This window comes from uncultured Erythrobacter sp. (assembly GCF_947492365.1).
Taxonomy (GTDB): domain Bacteria; phylum Pseudomonadota; class Alphaproteobacteria; order Sphingomonadales; family Sphingomonadaceae; genus Erythrobacter.
Genome location: NZ_CANLMB010000002.1, coordinates 624393 through 644198 on the forward strand (window position 1 = coordinate 624393; position 19806 = coordinate 644198).

The following is a 19806-nucleotide window of genomic DNA, read 5'->3' on the forward strand; positions in this document are numbered from 1 at the left end:
CGGTTCGCCTACGCGTCTTAGCTGGAAATAAACCGCCGCGCTGCTAAGGATCGAGCCATGTCGAAGGCTCGCATCATCCATCCGGTCATCCTGTGCGGCGGCAGCGGGACGCGGCTTTGGCCCGTCAGCCGCAAGGCTCGCCCCAAGCCTTTCCTGCCATTGGTGGGTGAGGAAACGCTGTTTGAACAAGCGGTTAGCCGTGTGGCGGGGGATGATCGCTTTGCTGCGCCAATCGTGGTTGCAGGCGCAAGCCATGGCGATTTGATCGAGGCGCAGATGCACGGCGCGCCGCATCGCCTGATTGTCGAACCGGCCGCCCGAAACACCGCGCCTGCGATTGCGCTCGCGGCGGCTCTGATCCCCGAAGACGATATCATGCTGGTCTGCCCCAGCGACCACCACATCGCCGATCCGGCGGCCTTTCGCAGCGCAGGTTTGGCAGCAGCGGCGCTGGCGGCTGAGGACTATCTCGTCTCCTTTGGCATCGCGGCTGACCGGCCCGAAACCGGCTATGGCTATCTCCATCGCGGCAAGGCTTTGCCCGGCGGCTTTGCCATCGCAAAATTCGTCGAAAAGCCGGACCGCGCGCGCGCGCAGGCCTATCTGGACAGCGGCGAATACAGCTGGAATGGCGGTATCTTCGCCTTTCGCGCGGGCGCTTTGCTGGCCGAACTGGCGCGGCATCGTCCCGCGATGGCGGCAGCGGTGCGCGCCTCGGTGGACAAGGGCCGCGAAGAGGGCACGCGCTTCCACCCAGATGCAGACAGTTTTGCCGCGATTGAAGGCGATTCCATTGACTATGCGGTGATGGAAAACACCGCGCGCGCAGCGATGGTGCCCGCCGATATGGGCTGGTCCGACATTGGCAATTGGGCGGCTTTGCACGATGCCTTGGAGCGCGATGGGCGGGGCAACGCGGTGCGCGGCGAGGCGGACCTTGCCGATTGCTCCAACGTTTTGGCGATGAGCGACGGCCCGCGCATCTCTGCTGTCGGCCTAGAGGATGTGTGCATCATCGTGTCGGACGGCGAAGTGCTGGTCACCACCCGCGATGGCGCGCAGGCGGTGGGCAAACTGCCCGGAGCCTCCAATCAGTGAGCGAAGCCGTGCGCCAATTGCCGACCAAGCTGGTCGAAAAAGTCTGGGGGCGCACCCGCCTGCCTGACCCTTTCACCGCGCCTGATGGCAAGCGGATCGGTGAGATCTGGTTCGAGCCTCCGGCAGAACTGCCGCAATTGCTCGTCAAATACCTCTTCACCAGTGAGAAACTCTCAGTGCAGGTCCACCCCTCGGGCGCCAATGCTCTGGCAGGCGAGGATGGCAAAGAGGAATGCTGGCTGGTGCTCGATGCCGAGCCGGGCGCGAGACTGGCCATCGGCTTTGATAACGAACTGTCATCTGAGGCGGTCGAGAAAGCCGCGCGCGACGGCTCTATCGAAGAGCTGCTGACCTGGCACGAAGTCGCGCCCGGCGATGTCTATTACTTGCCCCCCGGCACGGTTCACGCGATCGGCCCCGGCCTCTCGCTGGTCGAAGTGCAGCAGAACTCCGACACCACATTCCGCCTCTATGATTACGGGCGCGACCGGGCGCTGCATCTGGAACGGGCGCTGGCAGTGGCCGATTGCGGGCCCTATCCACGCGCGCATCACGGCACTGCGCAGGAACGCGGCACCACGCTGATCGACGCACCGCATTTCCGCATGGACCGGATCGAGGGCGAGCCTGATGCGGCGACGCGCGCGGCCTACACGGCCCCGCTTCTGGCGCTGCCGCTGGGCGGAGAACTGCGCAGCGCGGATGGAACCGCCAGCGCGGCGGCAGGCGAATGTCTTTATGCGGAAAGTCTGGATGCGCTCGATTTCAAACGCGCAGAGACAACGCTGCTGACGCGCCCGAACTAAAGACCCAAACTTCAGCCCTTTTCGAGCAGACGGCCGCCATGCTTGCGCACTGCGCCTTCGATCGTGCCGCGCAGAAAACTGAGCATCGCGGGCAGGTCCATTTCGATCACCACATTGTCTTCGGTGATGTCGATCCCGCCCTTGATCCGCTGACCCATGGCGTTGACGAGCAATTCCATCCGGTCGTCATCGGGCCAGCTGGTTTCCACGCTGGCCATGCCTGCGGGGAAGTGGTCGGCAATCTCGTGGCCGTGTTCGTGCATGCGTCGGCGCACTTCTTCCTTGCCGAGCGAATGGGGTAGCGAAACGCGCATCGGGATTGGTCCTATCTGGTCTTTTGCGGAGCGAGGTCGAGATCGGGCAGCGGCACGCCTGAGCCCTGCTCGCCTCCCTCACCCTGTAAATCGGCAAGCAATTCATCGCCGCCATAACGATATTCGAGATAGCGCGACTTGATCGCGAGATCGTCGAGCGCGCCTTCGGCAAGCCTGCGGGTCACGCGGTCAACCTCGCCCGAGATTTTGGTCAGGCTTTCGGTCAGGCGGGCATCAGCGGTGCCTCCCGCATGCTCCTCCTGCCGCAGATGCGCGGGGATTTTGCGGTAATTGTCGATCGTCTCGGGGATATACTCGCCCACCAGCTCGCGCACTTCCCTCATCGCGGGATGTGCGTCGTCGAGGGTTTCGAGCTGCACGCCAAGCGCGTCGAGCTGCACGCCCAGCTGATCGACAATCGCCGCAGCTGGAGCGGGCAGAGCATCGCGCTGCGCTTCGAGCCACAGCTCGGTGCGCGCGACCATCTGCTTGGGATTGCCTTGCTTGAGCTCGGAGCGTTTGGGGGGCTTGGGCTTGGGAGCAAGCACAAAGACCGCAATCGCAATCATCACCGCAAGGCCCAGAGCCATGACGCCCCATGTGCCGATTCCGCCGATAATCCCGCCGATAATGCCAGTCCCGACAAACAGCGCGAAGATCGCTGCGACAAGATAGGCACCGCGTTTGAGCCAGTGCCGCATCTTGGCCTGAGCCGAGCCGCGCCCGATGCTCTTGCTAACCGGCCCCGGACGATGCGTGCCGCCGTCCCGCTGGGTCACCAGCGAGGTCTTGGCTGCATGCATGATCCGGTCGGATTCGCGGGTCGTGTCGCTCATCAGCTATCCAGCGCCAGCAGTGAAGGATTGGCGGCGACCTTGGCCTGTGCCTGCGCCTGACCTTCGGCCCGCGCAATATAGCCCTTCGACTTCTCGACCTCGTCGGTGAGGACGTTGACGGTCTGCTTCATGCTCGCCAGCGCGCGCACCTTGAAATCGTCGACCTCGTCCATCGTGTCGTAGATGTTCTGGAAGGCGCGTTGCAGCGTCTCCAGCGGGATCGTCGAAGCGGCAGCCTGCTCGTGGATCTGCGCGGTCTGTTCGCGCAGCAGCGTGCTGGTCGAATCGATGATATTGGTGGTGGTCTCGTTCAGCGACGTGATCTGCTGGAGCACAAGCTTCTGGTTGGTCATCGCCTGCGCCACCGTCACCGCCGTGCGCAGCGCGCCGACTGTGGTGGTGCTGGCGCGGTCGACGCCTTTGACCAGCTCGACATTGTTCTTCTTGACCAGATCGAGCGCGAGATAGCCCTGAACGCTCACCGCCATCTGGGTGAGCAAGTCCTGCGTGCGCTGACGAACATAGAAGAGCGCGCTTTCACGCAAGGCCTTGGCCTTTTCCGGATCGCTGGAATCGAGTTCGAGCGCCTTTGCTTCAAGCCGCTCGTCGAGCGTTTTGGCGATGTGGATCATCTGCTCCAGCTCGCCCATCGCTTCCCACAATTTCGCGCGTTCGGTGTCGATCGCGGCATTGTCGAGATGCAGTTCCTTCTTGCCGCCCTCAAGCCTCTCGAGGATCGCCTGAATGTGGCCCTGCGCGGATGTGTAGCTGTCGAAATAGTTCTTCAGCTTGTTGCCGAAGGGGATGATGCCGAACAGCTTGCGCGGGGCCAGCAGCTTGTTCTTGCGGCCCGGATCGAGGTCTTCGACCGTGCGGCGCAGTTCGGCGAGATCGCTGCCCACGCTGCTGTCTGCGTCCATCGCGCGCACCGGACGGTCGAGGAAGCGGTTGGAATGCGCAGCAGCAGCGCGGATCTGTTCCTGACCCATACGCGTGATCTGATCGACCTTCTCGCCAAAGGCAGGCGAATTGGAATCGGTAGAGACAAGGTCAGTGACAAAAGCGTCCACCTTGGTGTCGAGCTTGGATCGCTGCTCGGTCGAAACCGGGACGAGGCCAGCGGCCTTTTCGGGCGCAACCTCGGGCACGGGCGCGGGCGGCGTCAGTTCAAAGTCGCCAGCCGTCTTGGTGGCCGTCTTGGTGGCGGTTTCGGTTGCTTTCTCAGGTGTCATCTCGGTGCTCATGCGGCGTATTTGCTCCCTGATCCGCCGGGCAGGGCCATTCCCCGCCCCAGCAGATTTGATCCTTGGTGCTCTTTGATACTGTATTAGTGATCTAAAACACACCTTTCAAGATAGCAGGAAACTGGCGCGAATGCCTCGTGCTTTTGCAATTGCCGCGCCTGCGCGCGATGCGCCGGTGGGTTCCCCTGCGGTGCGAAAGCCAGTAAATGGGTGTTTCATTCGGGGTATTAGACACTTGCCAGACGAAAACACACCGCCGCTCGCACCCTCCAGTTCGGGCTACAAACCCATTCCTTCCAAGGCCGCGACCGATACGTCCAGCGAGGGCATGTCGGCGTCACGCATCCTGTTCAGCGTGCGCCGCTGGTGGCGCGAGGACGTGGTCGGCACCGTCGATCAGGCGCAGGTGATCGAGAAACGCCGCGCCGAATGCTCACTGTCCGAACGGTATCTGTTCATGACCGCGATGAGCGCCGGGATCGCGGTGCTCGGCCTGCTGTTGTCCTCGCCTGCCGTTGTGATCGGCGCGATGTTGCTCTCGCCGCTGATGGACCCGATTATGGGCCTCGGCTTTGCGCTGGCGATTGGCGATTATGACTGGCTGAAGAAATCCGCGCGCAGCCTCGCCTGGGGTACGGCGATAGCCATCGGACTGACCGGCGCGCTTGTCTATCTCTCGCCGATCCAGACGATCACGCCAGAGATTGCCGCGCGGACCCAGCCCAACCTGTTCGACCTGTTTGTAGCGCTGTTTTCCGCACTCGCAGGCGCCTATGCGATGATCCGCGGGCGAGAGGGCACAATCGTCGGCGTGGCAATTGCGACCGCCTTGATGCCGCCGCTTGCAACGGTGGGCTTTGGCCTTGCGACGTGGAATTGGACGGTCTTTTCCGGCGCGCTGCTGCTCTATGTGACCAACCTGATTACCATCGCGCTTACCGCATGGGGTATGGCGCGGCTTTACGGGTTCCAGACAAACCTGTCGGCGCGCAACACCGCGTTTCAGAATATCGCGATTGTGACGGTGTTTGTGGGCCTCGCCATCCCGCTGGCATTGTCGCTGCAGAACATTGCGTGGCAAGCCAATGCCCAGCGGATCGTGCGCGCGGAGATTGTCGAGAAATTCGATTCCGATTCGCGCCTCAACGCGGTCGAGATCGAGTTCAAGGCTGATCCGGTGGCGATTGCTGCGACCGTGTTCACCCCGCGTCCCAATATCGATGCCGAGGCCGAGATCGAGCGCGCGCTAGCTGCGCGGCTAGAGCGTCCGGTCGAACTGACCCTGACGCAGTATCAGGTCCCGACCGGCGCGAGCGCGGCCGAGCAGGCCCAGCTTTCACAAGCCCGCGCGAGCGAGGAGGCTGCCGAGCTTGAACGGGCCGAGACATTGGCGACCCGACTTGCGCTGGTGGCCGGCGTCAGCGAGGATGACGTCACCGTCGACCGCACCCGCCGCCGCGCCACTGTGCGGGCAGAGCGGCTCGATGGCGCGACACTCGCCGCCTATCGCGCGCTGGAAATGCGCATCGCCGCGACCGAGCCGGACTGGACGATCGAACTGCTCCCGCCGATTGGCGAACTGCCTGCCGAAATCACCTTTGGCGAAGATGGCCCCACACCCGAAGGCGCGCAGGCGCTTGCAGTGATCGAATGGGCCTCCAAACGGATCGACCTGCCGATTGTGTTGATCGGCACGCCAGAGGAATCCACCCAGGCCGCCGAGCTGCTCGCCCGGCGCGGCGTGAGCGTGACCGTCCGCAATGCTGGCGGCGTGCTGCGCGCGGAGTGGGGCGGGAGTTAGCGTCGATCGTATCAAACGATCGAACGATATCTAGTCGCTCGCATACGCTGCTTTAGCCGCTTCAACCTGTGCCTCCTTCGCGTTTTTGACGATCGGCCGAATTGCGCGAAGTGAGCCGTCGTTCAATCTCGACTGCAGCAACCTATACGTTTCAAGAAGAACGCCGCGACGTTGCGCTACTGACCTTGGGGCATTCTGACCCATTGCATAGCGATTGACGGTATTCTCGTCGCACCCCAACGATGCCGCAAGCTCAGTCTGCCTGAGCCCCAGACCGATCATCAATGCCATCAGAACACTGAATTCGGCTTTGGTTGAAAGATCGACGTTCAGAATGGCGTCCTGAAGATCGGCGATCCAGTTCCGAATCATGCAAAGCGAGGGGGAAGTGTCACTATCGCTGGCCGATCGAACCCGGTCGTGAATCAGGCGTGTCGATTCGAGGCGAGAGACTTCTTCCGCCAGATCTGGAAAGCCGGAATCTCGCCTGTTAGCGCAGTTTATCGATTCGACCGAATTGGCTACGGATAGATGGTTTGGCATAAAAACTCCCAAGTTCAGTATGTTGTATGATTTCAGCGCTTGATAAAGCACTTTAATCGGATTTTCGCAAGGTATTTATCACGATTGATGTAGACAAATCTACTTGGAGATGTGTAAGTAGACACCACTAACGGGGGCTAATGGCATTGAAGTGACAACCTGATTCGAAATTGGAGTAAGATATGACCAAGAAGTTCGAGATTGGTCTCGCTGGAGAGGCCGCCGGAAAGCGACACAATGCGATTGAGCTTGCTGCCGACGTTCGAGCTTGCCGAAAAGTCGCCCTGGAAGCCGGAAGTTGTTACCTGCTGCCGGAAACTGTCCACGGAATTGAAGAAGCCGTTCTTTCGCGCACTGCCCATGTAAGCAGGACCGATGGCGACGTGGACGGAATTTGTTTTCATAACCTGATCGATGTGACTCATCGCCGTTACGGGTCAGGATTGATCGAAACCTATCGCCTGAATGAGCTGCGCGGCCTAACCGTCCTCCCGTCTGAACGTCGGCGTGAAACTGCGCACCGTTTGGTCCGTAGCGCACAATTTAAGGGTACAATCCTGTCACACATGAAACCCAATGCCTTTGCGCTGCGGGCCGTTGCGACCGTCGGCGCAATTCATCGAGAAAACATTGCAGCGCTTAATCTGGCGAAGCGGATGGGTGCGATTATCACCCCGCCGGAAGGTCCCGTGGTGGATTCATCGCCTGCGCTGCGTGCATATTCTCAAGTGATCTACGAGCGTGTTCAGCGCATGAGTGTACCGATACCATTCCGCATCGCAGTTTTCCGCAATATCGACCTGGTCGAAGCAGCGCGGCTGCACCACATGGGGAGAGAAGAAGCCAACGTCTTTGGATACGGACAGCATACCGCCGTCGCATATGAACCCTCTGCAGACCTCTCGGACTGGCTCGACACGGCAGCCACCAGCTTGGCGCTTTCGGGTACGAATTACGGCATTGACGATCAGTGGCTGTCGCGACTGGGCATCGACGATTGCGCCGACACCCGAGGCGAAGGCAACATATTCTTTGGGCGCATCACGCGCGAAATGAAGTACCATCTCGCAGCCTGATAATCAGGCTGCCAACTCCAGCGGCACGATCTCGCCTGCCAGATAGAGCTTCTTTGCCTTGGCGCGGCTGAGTTTGCCTGAGCTGGTGCGCGGCAATGTGCGTGGGGGAACCAGTTCGACCACGCAGCTCATGCCGGTGACCGAGCGGACCTTGTCAGAGATCTGTTCGCGCAGTTTGACGCGCTCTATGGGATCGGAAACGCGGCAATGGACCAGCACGGCAGGCGCTTCTTCGCCGCCTTCTGTCTCGACCGCAAAGGCGGCAATATCGCCGTGGTTGAAGCCGGGCAGCTGCTCGACCGCCCATTCGATATCTTGCGGCCAGTGGTTCTTGCCGTTGATGATGATCATGTCCTTCGCGCGGCCCACGATGAACAGATATCCGTCCGCGACATAGCCCATATCGCCGGTGTCGAGCCAGTCGCCCTTACCTTCTTCAGTGCTTGGGACGAGGCAGGCTTCGGTCGCTTCCTCGTCGCGGAAATAGGAGTGCATCACACTAGGCCCGCGGCACCAGACCTTGCCGATCTGATGGTCGCCGCGCGCGGGGCCAACGCCCTCTTCCTCGGGTCCGCAAATGCGCACTTCCATATCGGGCAGCGGCTTGCCGCAATTGACGATCGCGCGGTAGCGGGCCGGGCGCGAGATATCGCGCGGCGTGCCGGAGAGGCGCTCTTCCTCAACCAGCTCGACGCGGATGCCTTCGCCCGGCGGCATGACCGTGACGGCCAGAACCGCTTCGGCCAGACCATAGGAAGGGGTGAAGGCCGAAGCCTTGAAGCCCGCAGGTGCAAAAGCGTTGACGAAGCTTTGCATGACGTCGGGCCGGATCATGTCCGCGCCGTTGCCCGCAAGCCGCCAACGCGACAGGTCGAAGCGTTCAGCCACATTGCTCTGGCTGGAAATGCGGCGCGCGCAAATGTCATAGCCGAAGGTCGGCGAGTAGCTGGCGGTGTTGCCCTTGTTGCGGCTGATCATGTCGAGCCATGCCAGCGGACGGCGGGCAAAGGCGTCGGGTTTCAGATAATCGACCGAGAACTGGTTGGCGATCAGCGACAGGAAACAGCCGACCAGTCCCATATCATGATAGAGCGGCAACCAGCTGACGCAGCGGTCATTCTCTTTCAAATCCATCGATACGGCATGGCCATAGAGATTGTGCAGCAAAGCCTCATGCGTGACCGCGACCCCGGTGGGGAAACGGGTCGAGCCGGAGGAATATTGCAGATAGCAAATGTCGTCGGGCTTGGTTTCGGGCAGGTCGACCTGCGGAGCGGCGCGTTTGGCAAAGTCCTGCCAGCTTTCGCCTGCACAGCCCTGTTTTGCAGCCGCAGAGGCAGCCATTTCGCCAATCTCTTCAGGATAGATCAGGATCGCCGGATCGGAGCTGTTGAGCTGCACCGCGAGCTGATCGATATAGCTTTCCTTGCCGCCGAATGTGGTCGGCAAAGGCAGCGGCACCGGCCAAGCACCGGCATAGACGCAGCCGCAGAACAAAGCGGCAAAGTCGGCGCAAGTCTCTGCGACCAGCGCGATCCGGTCCCCCGGCTTGATCCCGTATTCGATCAGGCGATAGGCCATTTCAATGCCGTCTTCGCGCATTTCAGAATAAGGGTACACACGCTCAAGCTGTCCACGCATATCGTGGAAATTGAGCCCCTTTTCGCTGCGGGCGGCGTAGTCAATGGCTTCGTTGAAGGTCGCAAACTGGGCGCGGATGCGCGGCAATTCGCAATCATTCGGCGTCGGCGTCAATGCGGCGTCGGTCATATTGTTCAGCGATACCCGTATGTTAATGCGTAAGCTGTCACGCTTTTAGACATCCCTTGTGGGATAGGCCAAACGGGCCGTCTCCCCTCATATCTTTTCCCATTTGATAAGGACTGTGGCACGAATAAGGCGAAATGGTGGCAGGTAAAGGCAAATCCTTCTCGCAAGAGCGCGAAATGCGGCGTTCCGAGCGCGGCAAAAAGGGCGCTCGAAAGGAGCGCAAGTCACGTCCGCTTGACGAGACGAGCCTGCGCGATCTGGCATTGTCCTATGTTGCGCGCTTTTCCACGACGGGGGCCAAGCTCGAACAATATCTCGCGCGCAAAATCCGCGAGCGGGGTGTGGCTGAAGACGAAGACGGCCGCGCCCGCGATCTGGACGTAACCGGCACCGTCACGCGCTTTATCGAGCTGGGCTATATCGACGACGATGCCTATGCGCGCGGTCGCAGCCGTGATCTCACCGCGCGCGGATATGGCGCAAGGCGGGTCGAGCAGGCGCTCTGGGCTGCGGGTGTCGAGGAGCAGGTGCGCAGCGACAACGCCCCTGCCGAAGCCGAATGCCGCCGCGCGGCGGCTCTGCTGGCCAAGAAACGCCGCTTTGGGCCCTTCGCAATTGCGCAGGATGAAGACATGCCATCCGATCAGCGCCACAAGCAGCGCGAAAAACAGGTTGCCGCCATGCTGCGCGCTGGCCATCTATACGAGCATGTGCGGTTCATCCTTGATGCATCCGCCGAGGACGAGATTGAGGAATGGCTTGAGGAGGCCGAAGATGATGGCGATTTTTGACGCTTTGCTGCGGCGACCCGGCCTGCCGATATTCGCGCCGATTGTGCTGTTCGCTGCTGCCTGCGCCCCTTCCGGCAGCGCGGGTGAGCCTTCTCCTGTTCCGGTCGCTCAAAACGAAGCGGCGACCCATTCAGAATCAGGCCTTCGCTTGATCGACGTCACTGTGGTGAGCGGCGAGACGCGCCATTCCTTCGTCACCGAGCTTGCCGATACCAACGAAGCGCAGGCGCGCGGCATGATGTTCCGCACCGAAATGGGAGACGGGGAAGGAATGCTGTTCCCCTCCTACACTCCGCAAGCGCGCAGTTTCTGGATGAAGAACACCCCGCTGCCGCTCGACATCATCTTTATCGGCCCCGATTACCGGATCACCAATATCGAGGCGGGTGTGCCCTATTCGACCGACAGCGTGTATTCCGACGGGCTCTCGATTGCAGTGTTCGAGATTCGCGGCGGGCGGTCGGAAGAGCTTGGGATCAGCGCAGGCGATCTGGTCGAGTTTGAATTGGAAGATTAGCTTTTCGCTCCCACCTCCGTGGGCCGGGTGGGCCTTCGGCCCGTCTTCGACTCCCTCGCTAGACGTCCTTCGCTTCGCTACGGACCCGCTGCGGGCGGGCGGTCGCCCTTTGACTGCCGTGACCAAGGTTCTGGATTGGGATGGTTGCGAGCCGGAGGCGAGCCAGCGCGCGACCGCGCGCCGCCGCTTATGCGGCGAAGCCAAGCGGGCCGGACGGCCCGCGCCCGGCGTCTGAGGGGGCAACAAACACACTAACCACGCTTGAAGCCAGTCTCGAAACCCACTATCCGCGCCCGATGGCTATATTCGGCAAAATCTTCACTTGGTGGGATGGCGGGACGCTCGGCACCCATTGGTGGTCCACCCGCGTTGGCGGCGAGCATGTCGGCACCGATGCGCAAGGCAACAAATATTACCGTGCCAAAGGGCGCGGCGGGCCGAACAATGGCTCCTACACGCAGAAAGAGCGCCGCTGGGTGATCTATAACGGCCCCAATGACGCCAGCCGCGTGCCCGCTGAGTGGCACGGATGGCTCCACGGATCGTTCGACGATGTGCCCGAAAGCTTTCTCCCACCTGCAAAGATATGGGAAGCGGATTACACCCCCAACGCCACCGGCACGCCGCAGGCTTACCGCCCCCAAGGCGCGCTGGAACGCGGCGGCAAACGCGCCTCTGCGGACGGCGATTACGAGGCTTGGGATCCTCTTGGGGAGCCGGAAGGCTAAGCACTATCTCTATGCGCGCACGCCTTGCCCTCATTCCGCTTGCGAGCGTGCTGGTCTTGGCCGCTTGCGGCGAGACCGAGGCTGATCCCGATGCGGAGGCTGTGGCTGTCCCGCTCGATGACGCGGCGCCGGAGCCTGCCGAAGGCGCAGGTGAGGGCGCAGGTGAGGGCGGGGTCACCGAAGTCGAAGGCGCAACCCCGATTGCCGAGCGCGTGGCCACGATCGGCCTGCTCAACAAGCGCAACAATGTCAGTCAGGATTTCGAGATCAGGACCGGCGAGACGATCGAGCAAGGTCCGGTGATCGTGCGGCTTGAAAACTGTGAGCGCACAGCGCCGCATGAATTCCCGCAGGAAACGGGCGCTTTCGTTCAGGTCGACGTGCTCGAACGCGGCGCGGACGAGCACACGCGCATATTCTCAGGCTGGCTGTTCAAGGAAAATCCCAGCCTCAATATCGTCGAGCACCCGGTCTATGATGTCTGGGTCAAAGACTGCGCGATGAGCTTTCCCGGGGAAGAGTGATTCTCCGCTGAGCTGAACCGGCGATGCGCGGCATCGAGCCACAATTCGGGCTTCCCCCGCGCCTTTGCCAGCAAATCCAGATAGTCCGCCTGCGGCATCTCCACCGCGCCCATAGAGGCGAGGTGATCGGTCATGAACTGGCAATCGAGCAGGCTGAAACCCGCCTCGCGCAGCATCGCCACCAGCCAGCACAGCGCGACCTTGCTGGCATTGTCGGCGAGGGAGAACATGCTCTCCCCGCAAAACACCGAATCGAAGGCGACCCCGTAAAGCCCGCCGACGAGCAGGAGATTGCCCTGTTCCTCGATCCAGCATTCGACCGAATGGGCATGGCCGGCGCGGTGCAGCTGGACATAGCTCGCCACAATCCTTTCGCTGATCCAGCTTTCCGGATGGCCCGGGCGCGGGGCAGAGCAGGCGCGGATCACATCATCAAAGGCGGTGTCGAGCGTGACGATAAAGCGGTCCGCGCGCAGCACTTTGCGAAGGCTCTTCGACACGCGCAGGCCATCGAGGGGGATAATGGCACGGTCGCGCGGCTCGACCCAGAAGACGTCTTCATCCTCGCGCGTATCGGCCATCGGGAAAATCCCGCTGCGATAGGCGAGCAGCAGCGTTTCCACCGGAATTGCGTTGCGCGAGGCCGGGTTGATGGGCGAGTGCATGGCGGCGGTTTTACCAGACCGTGCCCGCGCGGCTAGTAACGAAACGACGAGGGGTGCTCCAGACATGGCCGGAACCCATGGCGGAATTGCTATTCGCCGCGCTCTGTTGGGTGAGAAGCAATGGATGGTTGCCTATTGCGCAGCGCTCCGATAAAGCGCGCTCCTCCTGCAGGGGTGTAGCTCAGTTGGTAGAGCATCGGTCTCCAAAACCGAGGGCCACGGGTTCGAATCCTGTCACCCCTGCCATTTTCTTTGATCTTTGGTGACTCCGGCTGGCCCCATGAGGGCAAACCCGCAGTATTGCGGTCGAGAATTCTCGACTTTGCGCGGCGCATGATGCGCGTTGCAGCGAAAGGTCTTCGGAGAATTGCCCATGAACGGATCGAGTCACCACACAGCTCGCAGCGCGCGATGTTCGAAACAGTCGCAGGCAGTGGATGCCTTGCTGCGTCGTCAGAAATACGGCCCGATCCGTCCGATGCATGAGCCCAGCTTTGTCGAAAGATTGCTGCGCCGCTGGTGACGCTTGTTCACATTAAGATACGTTTAGCTGAACATTAGCTAAATTGCGCGCTCAGCTTTGCGCCAGCCATTCGGGTGCAGAGCGGACCTCTAGCCGGGCGGCCACCTCTCTTTTCGCCGCCCGAACAGGAGGAAAATTATGAGCCACTATTCCTATCGCAGTTCGCGGCCTGACCAATGGTCCAGCCCGCGCCCTTATTCAGACCCGAGCCTGCGCGCACTCGCCTATGGCCCGGTGCGGCCTATGCACGAACCATCATGGCTGGAGCGTCTGCTTGGGCGGTATTGAGGGTGAGGGTGAGGGGGAGCCGCCGGCAGCAGGCCGGATCGACTCCCCCCAATCCCATCAATACTCGTTCGGCTCTTCGGGAGTGTCTTCCCGATGGTCCGGTCCGGCATCCTTGATGCCTTGAGCAAGCTTGAAGACCACGCCCGAAAGCAGCAGCAGCGCCAACAAGTTGGGCAATGCCATTGCGGCGTTGGAAATGTCGCCCAAACGCCAGACCAGCTCGGAAGGCTGGGCCGCTGCGAGGAAAATCACCAGACACCAAAGCACGCGCCAGATGATGTGGAGCACCTTCTCGCCGCCGCGGGTCGAGCCGGGGAAGCGGTCATAGATGAAGGTGATCGCCCGCTCGCCATAATAGGACCACGTCAGCAATGTCGTGAACACGAACAGGATGAGCGCGATCGAGGCGACCAGGGTGCCGATTGCGACGCCCGCAAGCTCAACCGGGAAAGCCGCTGCGAATGCACCGCTGGTCATTTCAAAACCAACACGGTCCGATTGCCACGCATAGCTGACAGCCTCGGTTCCCGCCATGAAGTCGCCGCGAACCGTCAGGATCACCAGCGCCGTCATGGTGCAAATCACGATCGTGTCGATAAAGGTGCCAAGCATCGCCATCCGGCCCTGCGCTTCGGGATCGTTGGTCTGTGCCACAGCGTGGGCAATGGCAGTGGAACCTTGACCCGCCTCGTTAGAGAAGAGACCGCGTGCAACGCCCGCCCGGATCGCAAGCATGATGATGCCGCCAGCGAAGCCGCCAGCCGCCGCATCGAAGCCAAACGCGTTTTTGAAGATGAGCATGAAAGTCGCGCCCAGATCACCGAAGTTCAATATCAGCGCGAAAACCGCCATGATGACATAAGCGCCCGCCATGAACGGGATGACTTTTTCCGCGACGCTGCCGATCGACTTGATCCCGCCGATAATCACGACGAATACAAGCACCGCGACAATCGCGCCGCCCAGCCATTCCTCGATCCCGAATAGCTCGTTGAGCCCGTCTGCAACCGCGTTGGCCTGGATCGAATTGCCCGTCACCAGCGCGCTGAACAGCGTGCCGAGACAGAAGACGATCGCTAGCCATGTCCACTTTTTGCCCAGGCCCATCATGATGTAGGTCATCGGTCCGCCGCGCAGAACACCATCGCTGGTACGCTCACGATAGCGGATCGCCAGCGCGCCTTCGGCAAACGCCAGAGCCATGCCGAACAGCGCCGTGATCCACATCCAGAAAATCGCACCCGGTCCGCCAAGCGCGATTGCGGTTGCGACACCTGCTAGGTTGCCCGTGCCGACTTGCCCAGAAAGCGCAGTCGAGAGTGCGGCAAAAGGTGAGATTTCGCCGTCACCTTGGCTCTTGCGACCGGCAAACAAGCCCTTGAACGCGCTGCCTAGATTGCGCAGCGGATAGAATTTGAGGCCGACCATGATCCACAGGCCGATGCCCAATAGGGCGATCGTCATCGGCGGGAAGGGTATAACCTCCACCCCGTCCCAGGTGCCGCCCCAGATAAAGTCTGAAACATTGGTAATTGGTTCGATCCAGGCTTCTGCGCCTGATACGTCTGCAGCCATGTTTGGCTATCCCCTCTTATGTGTCCCCGAAGGTAAAGCGCGCACGCTAGAGCCGAGCGGTGCAAATGACTAGTCCCGATTCCGCCCTCTTCTTTCTTGCCATCCCCGCGAATCCCCCTTATCTGCACCTCCAATTCCGACATTGGTAAGACGTAAAGCCCAGCCGCGACCTTGTCCCGGAGGGCGACGGACCCTACCTGAAAGCCGGATGAAATACGCACACTCACGCGAAGGCGAGCACACGAGACATGGCTGACGAACAAAAGGCCCCACCGGCCAAGGCCGAGAAAAAGCGCAAGACCTCGATTCCCGAATTCGTGAATCAGGTCCGCACCGAAACCAGCAAGGTCGTGTGGCCGACGCGCGAGGAAACCGTGCGCACCGCGATCTTCGTCTTCATTTTCATGGTGCTGCTGTCGCTGTTCTTCTTCGGCGTCGACTCGCTGTTCAAATTCATCGTCAATTTCCTGCTGACGCTCGCCTGATCGGCCTCTCGCCGACCGCCGCTGCGCACACGCATAGAACTCCCAAGGATTAGCCCATGGCCCGCTGGTACATCATCCACGCTTATTCCGGTTTCGAAAACAAGGTGAAGGAAGCGATCATTTCCGAAGCCGAACGCCTTGGCCTGTCCGAAGGCGTTGAGGAAATCGAGGTTCCGACCGAAACCGTGACCGAAGTGAAGCGCGGCAAGAAGGTTCAGGTCGAGCGCAAGTTCATGCCCGGCTATGTCCTCGCCAAGCTGCGGATGAATGACGACATCTATCACCTCGTCAAGAACACGCCCAAAGTGACCGGCTTCCTCGGCAACAACAACAAGCCGCAGCCGATCTCCGAGAAAGAGGCCGCGCGCTATTTCGGCGGTGTCGAAGAAGCCAAGTCCGCCCCCAAGACCCAGATCAGCGTCGATTACGAAATCGGCGATCAGGTCAAGGTGCTCGACGGTCCCTTCGCCAGCTTCAACGGCGTTGTCGAAGAGCTCGATTTCGACAAGGCGAAGGTCAAGGTCAGCGTCTCGATCTTCGGCCGCGCAACGCCTGTGGAACTCGATTTCGAACAGGTCGAACTGGTCAAGTAAGCAGCTTCAGGCCTGCGAAAAACAAAAGGGCGCCGGTCTGGGATCGGCGCCCTTTTTGTTTGTGCGCGGCCATCCGGCACGTGGCGTGTTCTTCCAAGCCCTGAACATCCGCTACGTGTACGGATGATTGGATGTCGCGATCGGACCGGGTGCAAACGCGAAGAGCGGGCGCCGGATCTCTTGGAGGCGAAAATGCACTTACGATCCGTTTTTCTGACGCTTTTTCTGCTGGCCGCAGCAATGCAGCCGCAAAAGGCATTCGCGCAGACAACCGATCCATCGGCGGAGGACGTTTGCAGGGACTTCAGCTGGCTGGTCGGGACGTGGCAATCCTACAGTCCATGGGACGATCAGAGTGAACCAACCGGCGGAACGCTGGTCTTCAGCTATGACGGCGGCAGCATTGTGGGCCGGATCGGCAGCGTCAATAATTACATGGAAGAGAACGACTATTCTTCCGGCACAATCGTGTTTCGCGGTTTCACCGAAGTCCGCAGCTATGGCCCGGATGGAACCACGCGCTTTGAGTCTTTCGGGGGCGAGTATTACCAGCTCGACGATGGCGAAGGGCAATGGCGCGAAGAGTCAATCGGGGTACGGCAAAACGGCGAACTTTATATCTCGCCTCCTGCCATTTCCCGCCTGTCAGGCCACGGCCCGTTTCGCAAATCGTCCAGCGTCCAGCCAGGTGGAGATTGCACGACGGTACAAGAGCCAGCAGCAGAGACTGTCCCCGCACAAGTGAGCCGGACTGCGTTGCTGCGCGAGATATTGGAGCAGGAAGACTATCTGCCGCCTGTCATCCTGAGCCCGGATCCCTGTTCCGACAATTTCGATGGCCGCGAAGGGCTCGGCGAGGCGATGCAGGATTGGGAAGGCGACCTCGAGAGATTACAGGAACTGGAAGCGGATCGGGCATCAGATCCCACTACGCGCTCTTTTCGCGAATTCATGGACGCGGTGATCATCGGAAACCTGTTCGGCAATTCTACGGACCCGCAAGATTTGCCGGTTTCTCCGGTAAGTGAGGGCGCGCAAGAGAGCGCGGCGGACCCATGCATCAATCCGCGTGGAGACGTGATTCTGGACCTTCGAAACCGCATGTCTCAGCTGACTGGCGACGAAGCATCTGACGCCGGATCTCCCGCAGAACCGCAAAAACCTTCGCTCACTGGGGGTATGGCAGAAATCGCGCCGCCGGTGCTGTCAAACGAGTATGACCCCGAGTTGCAGGTTGTCTCGGTTCGCGGCGATGTGCAGGGAATTGTTCCCGGGCTCTTTTACGGTGAAACTGAGGATGATCGGGTCGCGAACTTACGCGATCTCGCCGAAAGGCTCGAAACGATAGATGCCGCCGATCCGTTGCGTGCAGAGTTTCAGCGCAATTTCGACTTGCGCTTTGACCGGTTGGAGCAGGAATATCTCGCCACACAGGCATTGTTGCGCCAGCCCGACCTTACCGAAGAACAGCGCAGCAATTACAGCGCAAAGCTTGATCGCCTGTCTGAACAATATGATGAATTCGGCGGGGGTATCAGCGCCGACAGAGCGGCACGGTCTCTCATTCGCTACGAGCTTGATAAAGCGGAAAACGGTGATTTGAGCGACATATTCGCGCCGGGCGTCGAAGCCGGCAGAACGCAGGGGCGGACTGCCGAAGAGCTGGCCGGATCACGGGCCGGAATGCGTTTGCAATCCGCGCTCGACCGGGCGTTCCCCGAAGGCTGGTCTTACGACAGTGACTCCAGCCAGATTGTCCCCAGAGGCGGATCGCCCGAATAGCGCGTTGGGAGAAGGCCTGCGGCTGTTTGCGATTGCCGGTGTGGCGGCGGCAATCTCGCTGGCCAGACAGGCAGGGCCAGCGGAGCGCGGGCACCGCCAGACAGTCCCTCCGACGCGCGCTTCCAGCTTGCAATACGCGCCAGACTCGCTATGTGCGCCGCTTCCCATCAAACAGGCGGGAAATCCGTGCGGGAGGTCTGTTCGAAAACAGGCCGCTGGACCGCTTAACATGAGCCGGGTTGGAAACAGCGCGGCAACAGTGAGAAAAGGAGGCCTCTCATGGCCAAGAAAATCGAGGGCTATATCAAGCTCCAGGTGCCCGCGGGCACTGCCAACCCTTCACCCCCGATCGGCCCGGCGCTGGGTCAGCGCGGCGTCAACATCATGGAATTCTGCAAGGCCTTCAACGCGGCCACGCAGGACCTTGAAAAGAGCGCTCCGATCCCGACCACGATCACGGTCTATGCCGACCGTTCGTTCACATTCACCTTCAAGAGCCCGCCGGCGAGCTACATGCTCAAGAAAGCCGCCAAGCTGAAGTCAGGCTCGAGCGAGCCGGGCAAGGTTTCGGCCGGCACGATCAAGCAGAGCGCAGTGAAGGAAATCGCGGAAGCCAAGATGGCTGACCTCAACGCGAATTCTATCGATCAGGCAATGAAGATCATCGAAGGCTCCGCGCGTTCGATGGGCCTCGAAGTGGTGGAGGGCTGAACCAATGGCTAAACTCACGAAAAAGCAGAAGGTCGTTGCCGAGCTCGACGCAGAGAAGCTCTACAGCATCGACGAAGCAATCACCGTATTGCGCGAGCACAAGGCGAAGTTTGACGAAACCGTCGAACTGGCCATGAACCTGGGTGTTGACCCGCGTCACGCTGACCAGATGGTTCGCGGCATGGTCTCGCTGCCTTCGGGCACGGGCAAGGACGTCAAGGTTGCGGTCTTCGCGCGCGGCGACAATGCCGACAAGGCTACCGCTGCTGGTGCTGACAAGGTCGGCGCTGAAGACCTGATGGAAGACATGCAGAACGGCAATCTCGACTATGACCGCGTGATCGCCACGCCGGACATGATGGGCGTTGTCGGCCGTCTGGGTAAGGTGCTTGGTCCCAAGGGCCTGATGCCGAACCCCAAGCTCGGCACTGTCACCCCGAACGTGGAACAGGCCGTAAAGGACGCCAAGGGCGGCCAGGTCGAATTTCGCGTCGAGAAGATGGGCATCATCCACTCCGGCATCGGCAAGCTGTCGTTCAAGGATGCTGACATCAAGGCGAATTTTGAAGCGCTCACTCAGGCTGTGGTGAAAGCCAAGCCGTCGGGTTCAAAGGGCAAGTATGTCCAGAAGGTCTCGCTGACCTCGACCATGGGCCCCGGTCTGAAGATCGACGTGTCTGGAATTGAGGGCGCGTAACGCTTTCCTACATCGTCTGACGATGACATGAGGGGCTGGAAGCTTGGTGCTTCCGGCCCCTTTTGTGTTCAGCGTTTGAGCTTCGCGCGGGCGGTTGCCACCGAGAAATAGACTAACGCGTTCCCGTCGATGGATAGGAGGAAGCACCATTGCGACGGCGTTGGTGGCTCGAAAGAGCTAATGCTGCGACTGAGTTGCTTAGTGGTGGGAGGGTGTGGTTACGCTCCACTCCCCTTTGCAGGGATCGGATTTACAGTCCGATTGCCAGAACTACTGACTTTACCCTCCCACAGGGAAGGCAAGTCGCGGATCAGAATGTTAGCTGATCGCACGCCTCGCAGGCGCGCGGATGCGCGCCGTTAAGCGGCGTAAGGATATCGGTGAAGGTTGGTCACGATATTGTGCATGGCGGGCCAGCTAGGCGTCTTGGACTTGTTGG

The 19806-nt window shown here is 60.7% G+C and carries 22 protein-coding genes and 1 tRNA gene; 16 read left to right on the plus strand and 7 right to left on the minus strand.

Features of this window, described 5'->3' with window-relative positions; all coding sequences use genetic code 11:
- Positions 1–57: 57 nt before the first annotated feature.
- Positions 58–1098 carry a sugar phosphate nucleotidyltransferase gene (locus Q0887_RS14275; RefSeq protein ID WP_299196540.1) on the plus strand — a complete coding sequence of 347 codons (1041 nt, stop codon included), beginning with the start codon at positions 58–60 and terminating at the stop codon, positions 1096–1098.
- Positions 1095–1904, plus strand: a complete 810-nt coding sequence (locus tag Q0887_RS14280) for a class I mannose-6-phosphate isomerase (RefSeq protein WP_299196541.1) — start codon at positions 1095–1097, stop codon at positions 1902–1904. The genes Q0887_RS14275 and Q0887_RS14280 overlap by 4 nt, the downstream gene beginning before the upstream one ends.
- A gap of 11 nt (positions 1905–1915) precedes the next feature.
- Here Q0887_RS14280 and Q0887_RS14285 read toward each other — a convergent pair whose 3' ends face one another.
- From Q0887_RS14285 to Q0887_RS14295, 3 genes are read right to left on the minus strand one after another with little or no spacing between them, the layout of a single operon-like run.
- The gene (locus tag Q0887_RS14285; protein WP_299196542.1) at positions 1916–2218 is read right to left on the minus strand and encodes a polyhydroxyalkanoic acid system family protein; all 303 of its coding nucleotides are present in this window, start codon (positions 2216–2218) and stop codon (positions 1916–1918) included.
- Positions 2219–2229: 11 nt separating this feature from the next.
- Positions 2230–3054, minus strand: a complete 825-nt coding sequence (locus Q0887_RS14290; protein ID WP_299196543.1) for a hypothetical protein — start codon at positions 3052–3054, stop codon at positions 2230–2232.
- Complete coding sequence (locus Q0887_RS14295) at positions 3054–4298, minus strand: toxic anion resistance protein (RefSeq protein ID WP_299196545.1); 1245 nt, start codon at positions 4296–4298, stop codon at positions 3054–3056. Before Q0887_RS14295 ends, Q0887_RS14290 begins: the two co-directional genes overlap by 1 nt.
- A 235-nt stretch (positions 4299–4533) precedes the next feature.
- Here Q0887_RS14295 and Q0887_RS14300 point away from each other — a divergent pair, with 235 nt between their 5' ends.
- Entirely contained in the window at positions 4534–6099 is a 1566-nt protein-coding gene (locus tag Q0887_RS14300; protein WP_299196546.1) for a DUF389 domain-containing protein, read from the plus strand.
- 30 nt (positions 6100–6129) lie between these two features.
- On the opposite strand, the gene Q0887_RS14305 is transcribed toward Q0887_RS14300, so the two are convergent.
- Positions 6130–6642: a hypothetical protein gene (locus Q0887_RS14305; protein ID WP_299196547.1), complete on the minus strand. Its 513-nt coding sequence runs from the start codon at positions 6640–6642 to the stop codon at positions 6130–6132.
- Between the two features lie 182 nt (positions 6643–6824).
- On the opposite strand from Q0887_RS14305, the gene Q0887_RS14310 reads away from it, so the two are divergent.
- Positions 6825–7718: a hypothetical protein gene (locus Q0887_RS14310; protein ID WP_299196549.1), complete on the plus strand. Its 894-nt coding sequence runs from the start codon at positions 6825–6827 to the stop codon at positions 7716–7718.
- A 3-nt stretch (positions 7719–7721) separates the two neighbouring features.
- Here the strand turns inward: Q0887_RS14310 and Q0887_RS14315 are convergent, their stop codons facing one another.
- Entirely contained in the window at positions 7722–9488 is a 1767-nt protein-coding gene (locus tag Q0887_RS14315; RefSeq protein ID WP_299196550.1) for a fatty acyl-AMP ligase, read from the minus strand.
- 176 nt (positions 9489–9664) lie between these two features.
- Between Q0887_RS14315 and Q0887_RS14320 the strand changes: the two genes are divergently transcribed.
- The 4 genes from Q0887_RS14320 to Q0887_RS14335 all read left to right on the plus strand — a co-directional run bounded on the left by Q0887_RS14320 (position 9665) and on the right by Q0887_RS14335 (position 12048).
- Complete coding sequence (locus Q0887_RS14320) at positions 9665–10279, plus strand: RecX family transcriptional regulator (protein ID WP_299196552.1); 615 nt, start codon at positions 9665–9667, stop codon at positions 10277–10279.
- Positions 10263–10796: a DUF192 domain-containing protein gene (locus tag Q0887_RS14325; RefSeq protein WP_299196554.1), complete on the plus strand. Its 534-nt coding sequence runs from the start codon at positions 10263–10265 to the stop codon at positions 10794–10796. The genes Q0887_RS14320 and Q0887_RS14325 overlap by 17 nt, the downstream gene beginning before the upstream one ends.
- Positions 10797–11092: 296 nt before the next feature.
- Positions 11093–11524: an NADH:ubiquinone oxidoreductase subunit NDUFA12 gene (locus Q0887_RS14330; RefSeq protein WP_299196555.1), complete on the plus strand. Its 432-nt coding sequence runs from the start codon at positions 11093–11095 to the stop codon at positions 11522–11524.
- An 11-nt stretch (positions 11525–11535) separates the two neighbouring features.
- The gene (locus Q0887_RS14335; protein ID WP_299196557.1) at positions 11536–12048 is read left to right on the plus strand and encodes a DUF2155 domain-containing protein; all 513 of its coding nucleotides are present in this window, start codon (positions 11536–11538) and stop codon (positions 12046–12048) included.
- Here Q0887_RS14335 and aat read toward each other — a convergent pair.
- Positions 11997–12713: a leucyl/phenylalanyl-tRNA--protein transferase gene (gene aat, locus Q0887_RS14340; RefSeq protein WP_299196558.1), complete on the minus strand. Its 717-nt coding sequence runs from the start codon at positions 12711–12713 to the stop codon at positions 11997–11999. The genes Q0887_RS14335 and aat overlap by 52 nt on opposite strands.
- Before the next feature lie 170 nt (positions 12714–12883).
- Between aat and Q0887_RS14345 the strand changes: the two genes are divergently transcribed.
- The 3 genes from Q0887_RS14345 (at position 12884) to Q0887_RS14355 (ending at position 13524) form a co-directional block, all read left to right on the plus strand.
- Positions 12884–12959 (plus strand) — tRNA-Trp (locus tag Q0887_RS14345).
- A 127-nt stretch (positions 12960–13086) separates the two neighbouring features.
- The gene (locus Q0887_RS14350) at positions 13087–13236 is read left to right on the plus strand and encodes a hypothetical protein (RefSeq protein WP_299196559.1); all 150 of its coding nucleotides are present in this window, start codon (positions 13087–13089) and stop codon (positions 13234–13236) included.
- 138 nt (positions 13237–13374) lie between these two features.
- The gene (locus Q0887_RS14355; RefSeq protein ID WP_299196561.1) at positions 13375–13524 is read left to right on the plus strand and encodes a hypothetical protein; all 150 of its coding nucleotides are present in this window, start codon (positions 13375–13377) and stop codon (positions 13522–13524) included.
- Between the two features lie 57 nt (positions 13525–13581).
- Here the strand turns inward: Q0887_RS14355 and Q0887_RS14360 are convergent, their stop codons facing one another.
- A complete protein-coding gene (locus tag Q0887_RS14360; protein WP_299196562.1) occupies positions 13582–15099 on the minus strand; it encodes an amino acid carrier protein in 1518 nt (505 codons plus the stop codon).
- Positions 15100–15347: 248 nt separating this feature from the next.
- On the opposite strand from Q0887_RS14360, the gene secE reads away from it, so the two are divergent.
- The 5 genes from secE to rplA all read left to right on the plus strand — a co-directional run bounded on the left by secE (position 15348) and on the right by rplA (position 19367).
- Positions 15348–15584: a preprotein translocase subunit SecE gene (gene secE, locus Q0887_RS14365; RefSeq protein WP_299196563.1), complete on the plus strand. Its 237-nt coding sequence runs from the start codon at positions 15348–15350 to the stop codon at positions 15582–15584.
- Between the two features lie 56 nt (positions 15585–15640).
- Positions 15641–16177, plus strand: a complete 537-nt coding sequence (gene nusG, locus Q0887_RS14370) for a transcription termination/antitermination protein NusG (RefSeq protein WP_299196564.1) — start codon at positions 15641–15643, stop codon at positions 16175–16177.
- 192 nt (positions 16178–16369) lie between these two features.
- Positions 16370–17959: a hypothetical protein gene (locus tag Q0887_RS14375; protein WP_299196565.1), complete on the plus strand. Its 1590-nt coding sequence runs from the start codon at positions 16370–16372 to the stop codon at positions 17957–17959.
- A gap of 279 nt (positions 17960–18238) precedes the next feature.
- The gene (rplK, locus tag Q0887_RS14380) at positions 18239–18670 is read left to right on the plus strand and encodes a 50S ribosomal protein L11 (protein ID WP_299196566.1); all 432 of its coding nucleotides are present in this window, start codon (positions 18239–18241) and stop codon (positions 18668–18670) included.
- Positions 18671–18674: 4 nt separating this feature from the next.
- Positions 18675–19367, plus strand: a complete 693-nt coding sequence (gene rplA / locus Q0887_RS14385) for a 50S ribosomal protein L1 (protein WP_299196567.1) — start codon at positions 18675–18677, stop codon at positions 19365–19367.
- Positions 19368–19806 lie beyond the last annotated feature (439 nt).

Excerpts from the sequence above, each read along its gene's own strand:
- Q0887_RS14275 (WP_299196540.1), top strand. The coding sequence starts at position 58 with ATGTCGAAGGCTCGCATCATCCATCCGGTCATCCTGTGCGGCGGCAGC.
- Q0887_RS14285 (WP_299196542.1), bottom strand. The coding sequence starts at position 2,218 with ATGCGCGTTTCGCTACCCCATTCGCTCGGCAAGGAAGAAGTGCGCCGA.
- Q0887_RS14290 (WP_299196543.1), bottom strand. The coding sequence starts at position 3,054 with ATGAGCGACACGACCCGCGAATCCGACCGGATCATGCATGCAGCCAAG.
- Q0887_RS14295 (WP_299196545.1), bottom strand. The coding sequence starts at position 4,298 with ATGAGCACCGAGATGACACCTGAGAAAGCAACCGAAACCGCCACCAAG.
- Q0887_RS14305 (WP_299196547.1), bottom strand. The coding sequence starts at position 6,642 with ATGCCAAACCATCTATCCGTAGCCAATTCGGTCGAATCGATAAACTGC.
- Q0887_RS14310 (WP_299196549.1), top strand. The coding sequence starts at position 6,825 with ATGACCAAGAAGTTCGAGATTGGTCTCGCTGGAGAGGCCGCCGGAAAG.
- Q0887_RS14315 (WP_299196550.1), bottom strand. The coding sequence starts at position 9,488 with ATGACCGACGCCGCATTGACGCCGACGCCGAATGATTGCGAATTGCCG.
- Q0887_RS14320 (WP_299196552.1), top strand. The coding sequence starts at position 9,665 with ATGCGGCGTTCCGAGCGCGGCAAAAAGGGCGCTCGAAAGGAGCGCAAG.
- Q0887_RS14325 (WP_299196554.1), top strand. The coding sequence starts at position 10,263 with ATGATGGCGATTTTTGACGCTTTGCTGCGGCGACCCGGCCTGCCGATA.
- Q0887_RS14330 (WP_299196555.1), top strand. The coding sequence starts at position 11,093 with ATGGCTATATTCGGCAAAATCTTCACTTGGTGGGATGGCGGGACGCTC.
- Q0887_RS14335 (WP_299196557.1), top strand. The coding sequence starts at position 11,536 with ATGCGCGCACGCCTTGCCCTCATTCCGCTTGCGAGCGTGCTGGTCTTG.
- aat (WP_299196558.1), bottom strand. The coding sequence starts at position 12,713 with ATGCACTCGCCCATCAACCCGGCCTCGCGCAACGCAATTCCGGTGGAA.
- Q0887_RS14350 (WP_299196559.1), top strand. The coding sequence starts at position 13,087 with ATGAACGGATCGAGTCACCACACAGCTCGCAGCGCGCGATGTTCGAAA.
- Q0887_RS14355 (WP_299196561.1), top strand. The coding sequence starts at position 13,375 with ATGAGCCACTATTCCTATCGCAGTTCGCGGCCTGACCAATGGTCCAGC.
- Q0887_RS14360 (WP_299196562.1), bottom strand. The coding sequence starts at position 15,099 with ATGGCTGCAGACGTATCAGGCGCAGAAGCCTGGATCGAACCAATTACC.
- secE (WP_299196563.1), top strand. The coding sequence starts at position 15,348 with ATGGCTGACGAACAAAAGGCCCCACCGGCCAAGGCCGAGAAAAAGCGC.
- nusG (WP_299196564.1), top strand. The coding sequence starts at position 15,641 with ATGGCCCGCTGGTACATCATCCACGCTTATTCCGGTTTCGAAAACAAG.
- Q0887_RS14375 (WP_299196565.1), top strand. The coding sequence starts at position 16,370 with ATGCACTTACGATCCGTTTTTCTGACGCTTTTTCTGCTGGCCGCAGCA.
- rplK (WP_299196566.1), top strand. The coding sequence starts at position 18,239 with ATGGCCAAGAAAATCGAGGGCTATATCAAGCTCCAGGTGCCCGCGGGC.
- rplA (WP_299196567.1), top strand. The coding sequence starts at position 18,675 with ATGGCTAAACTCACGAAAAAGCAGAAGGTCGTTGCCGAGCTCGACGCA.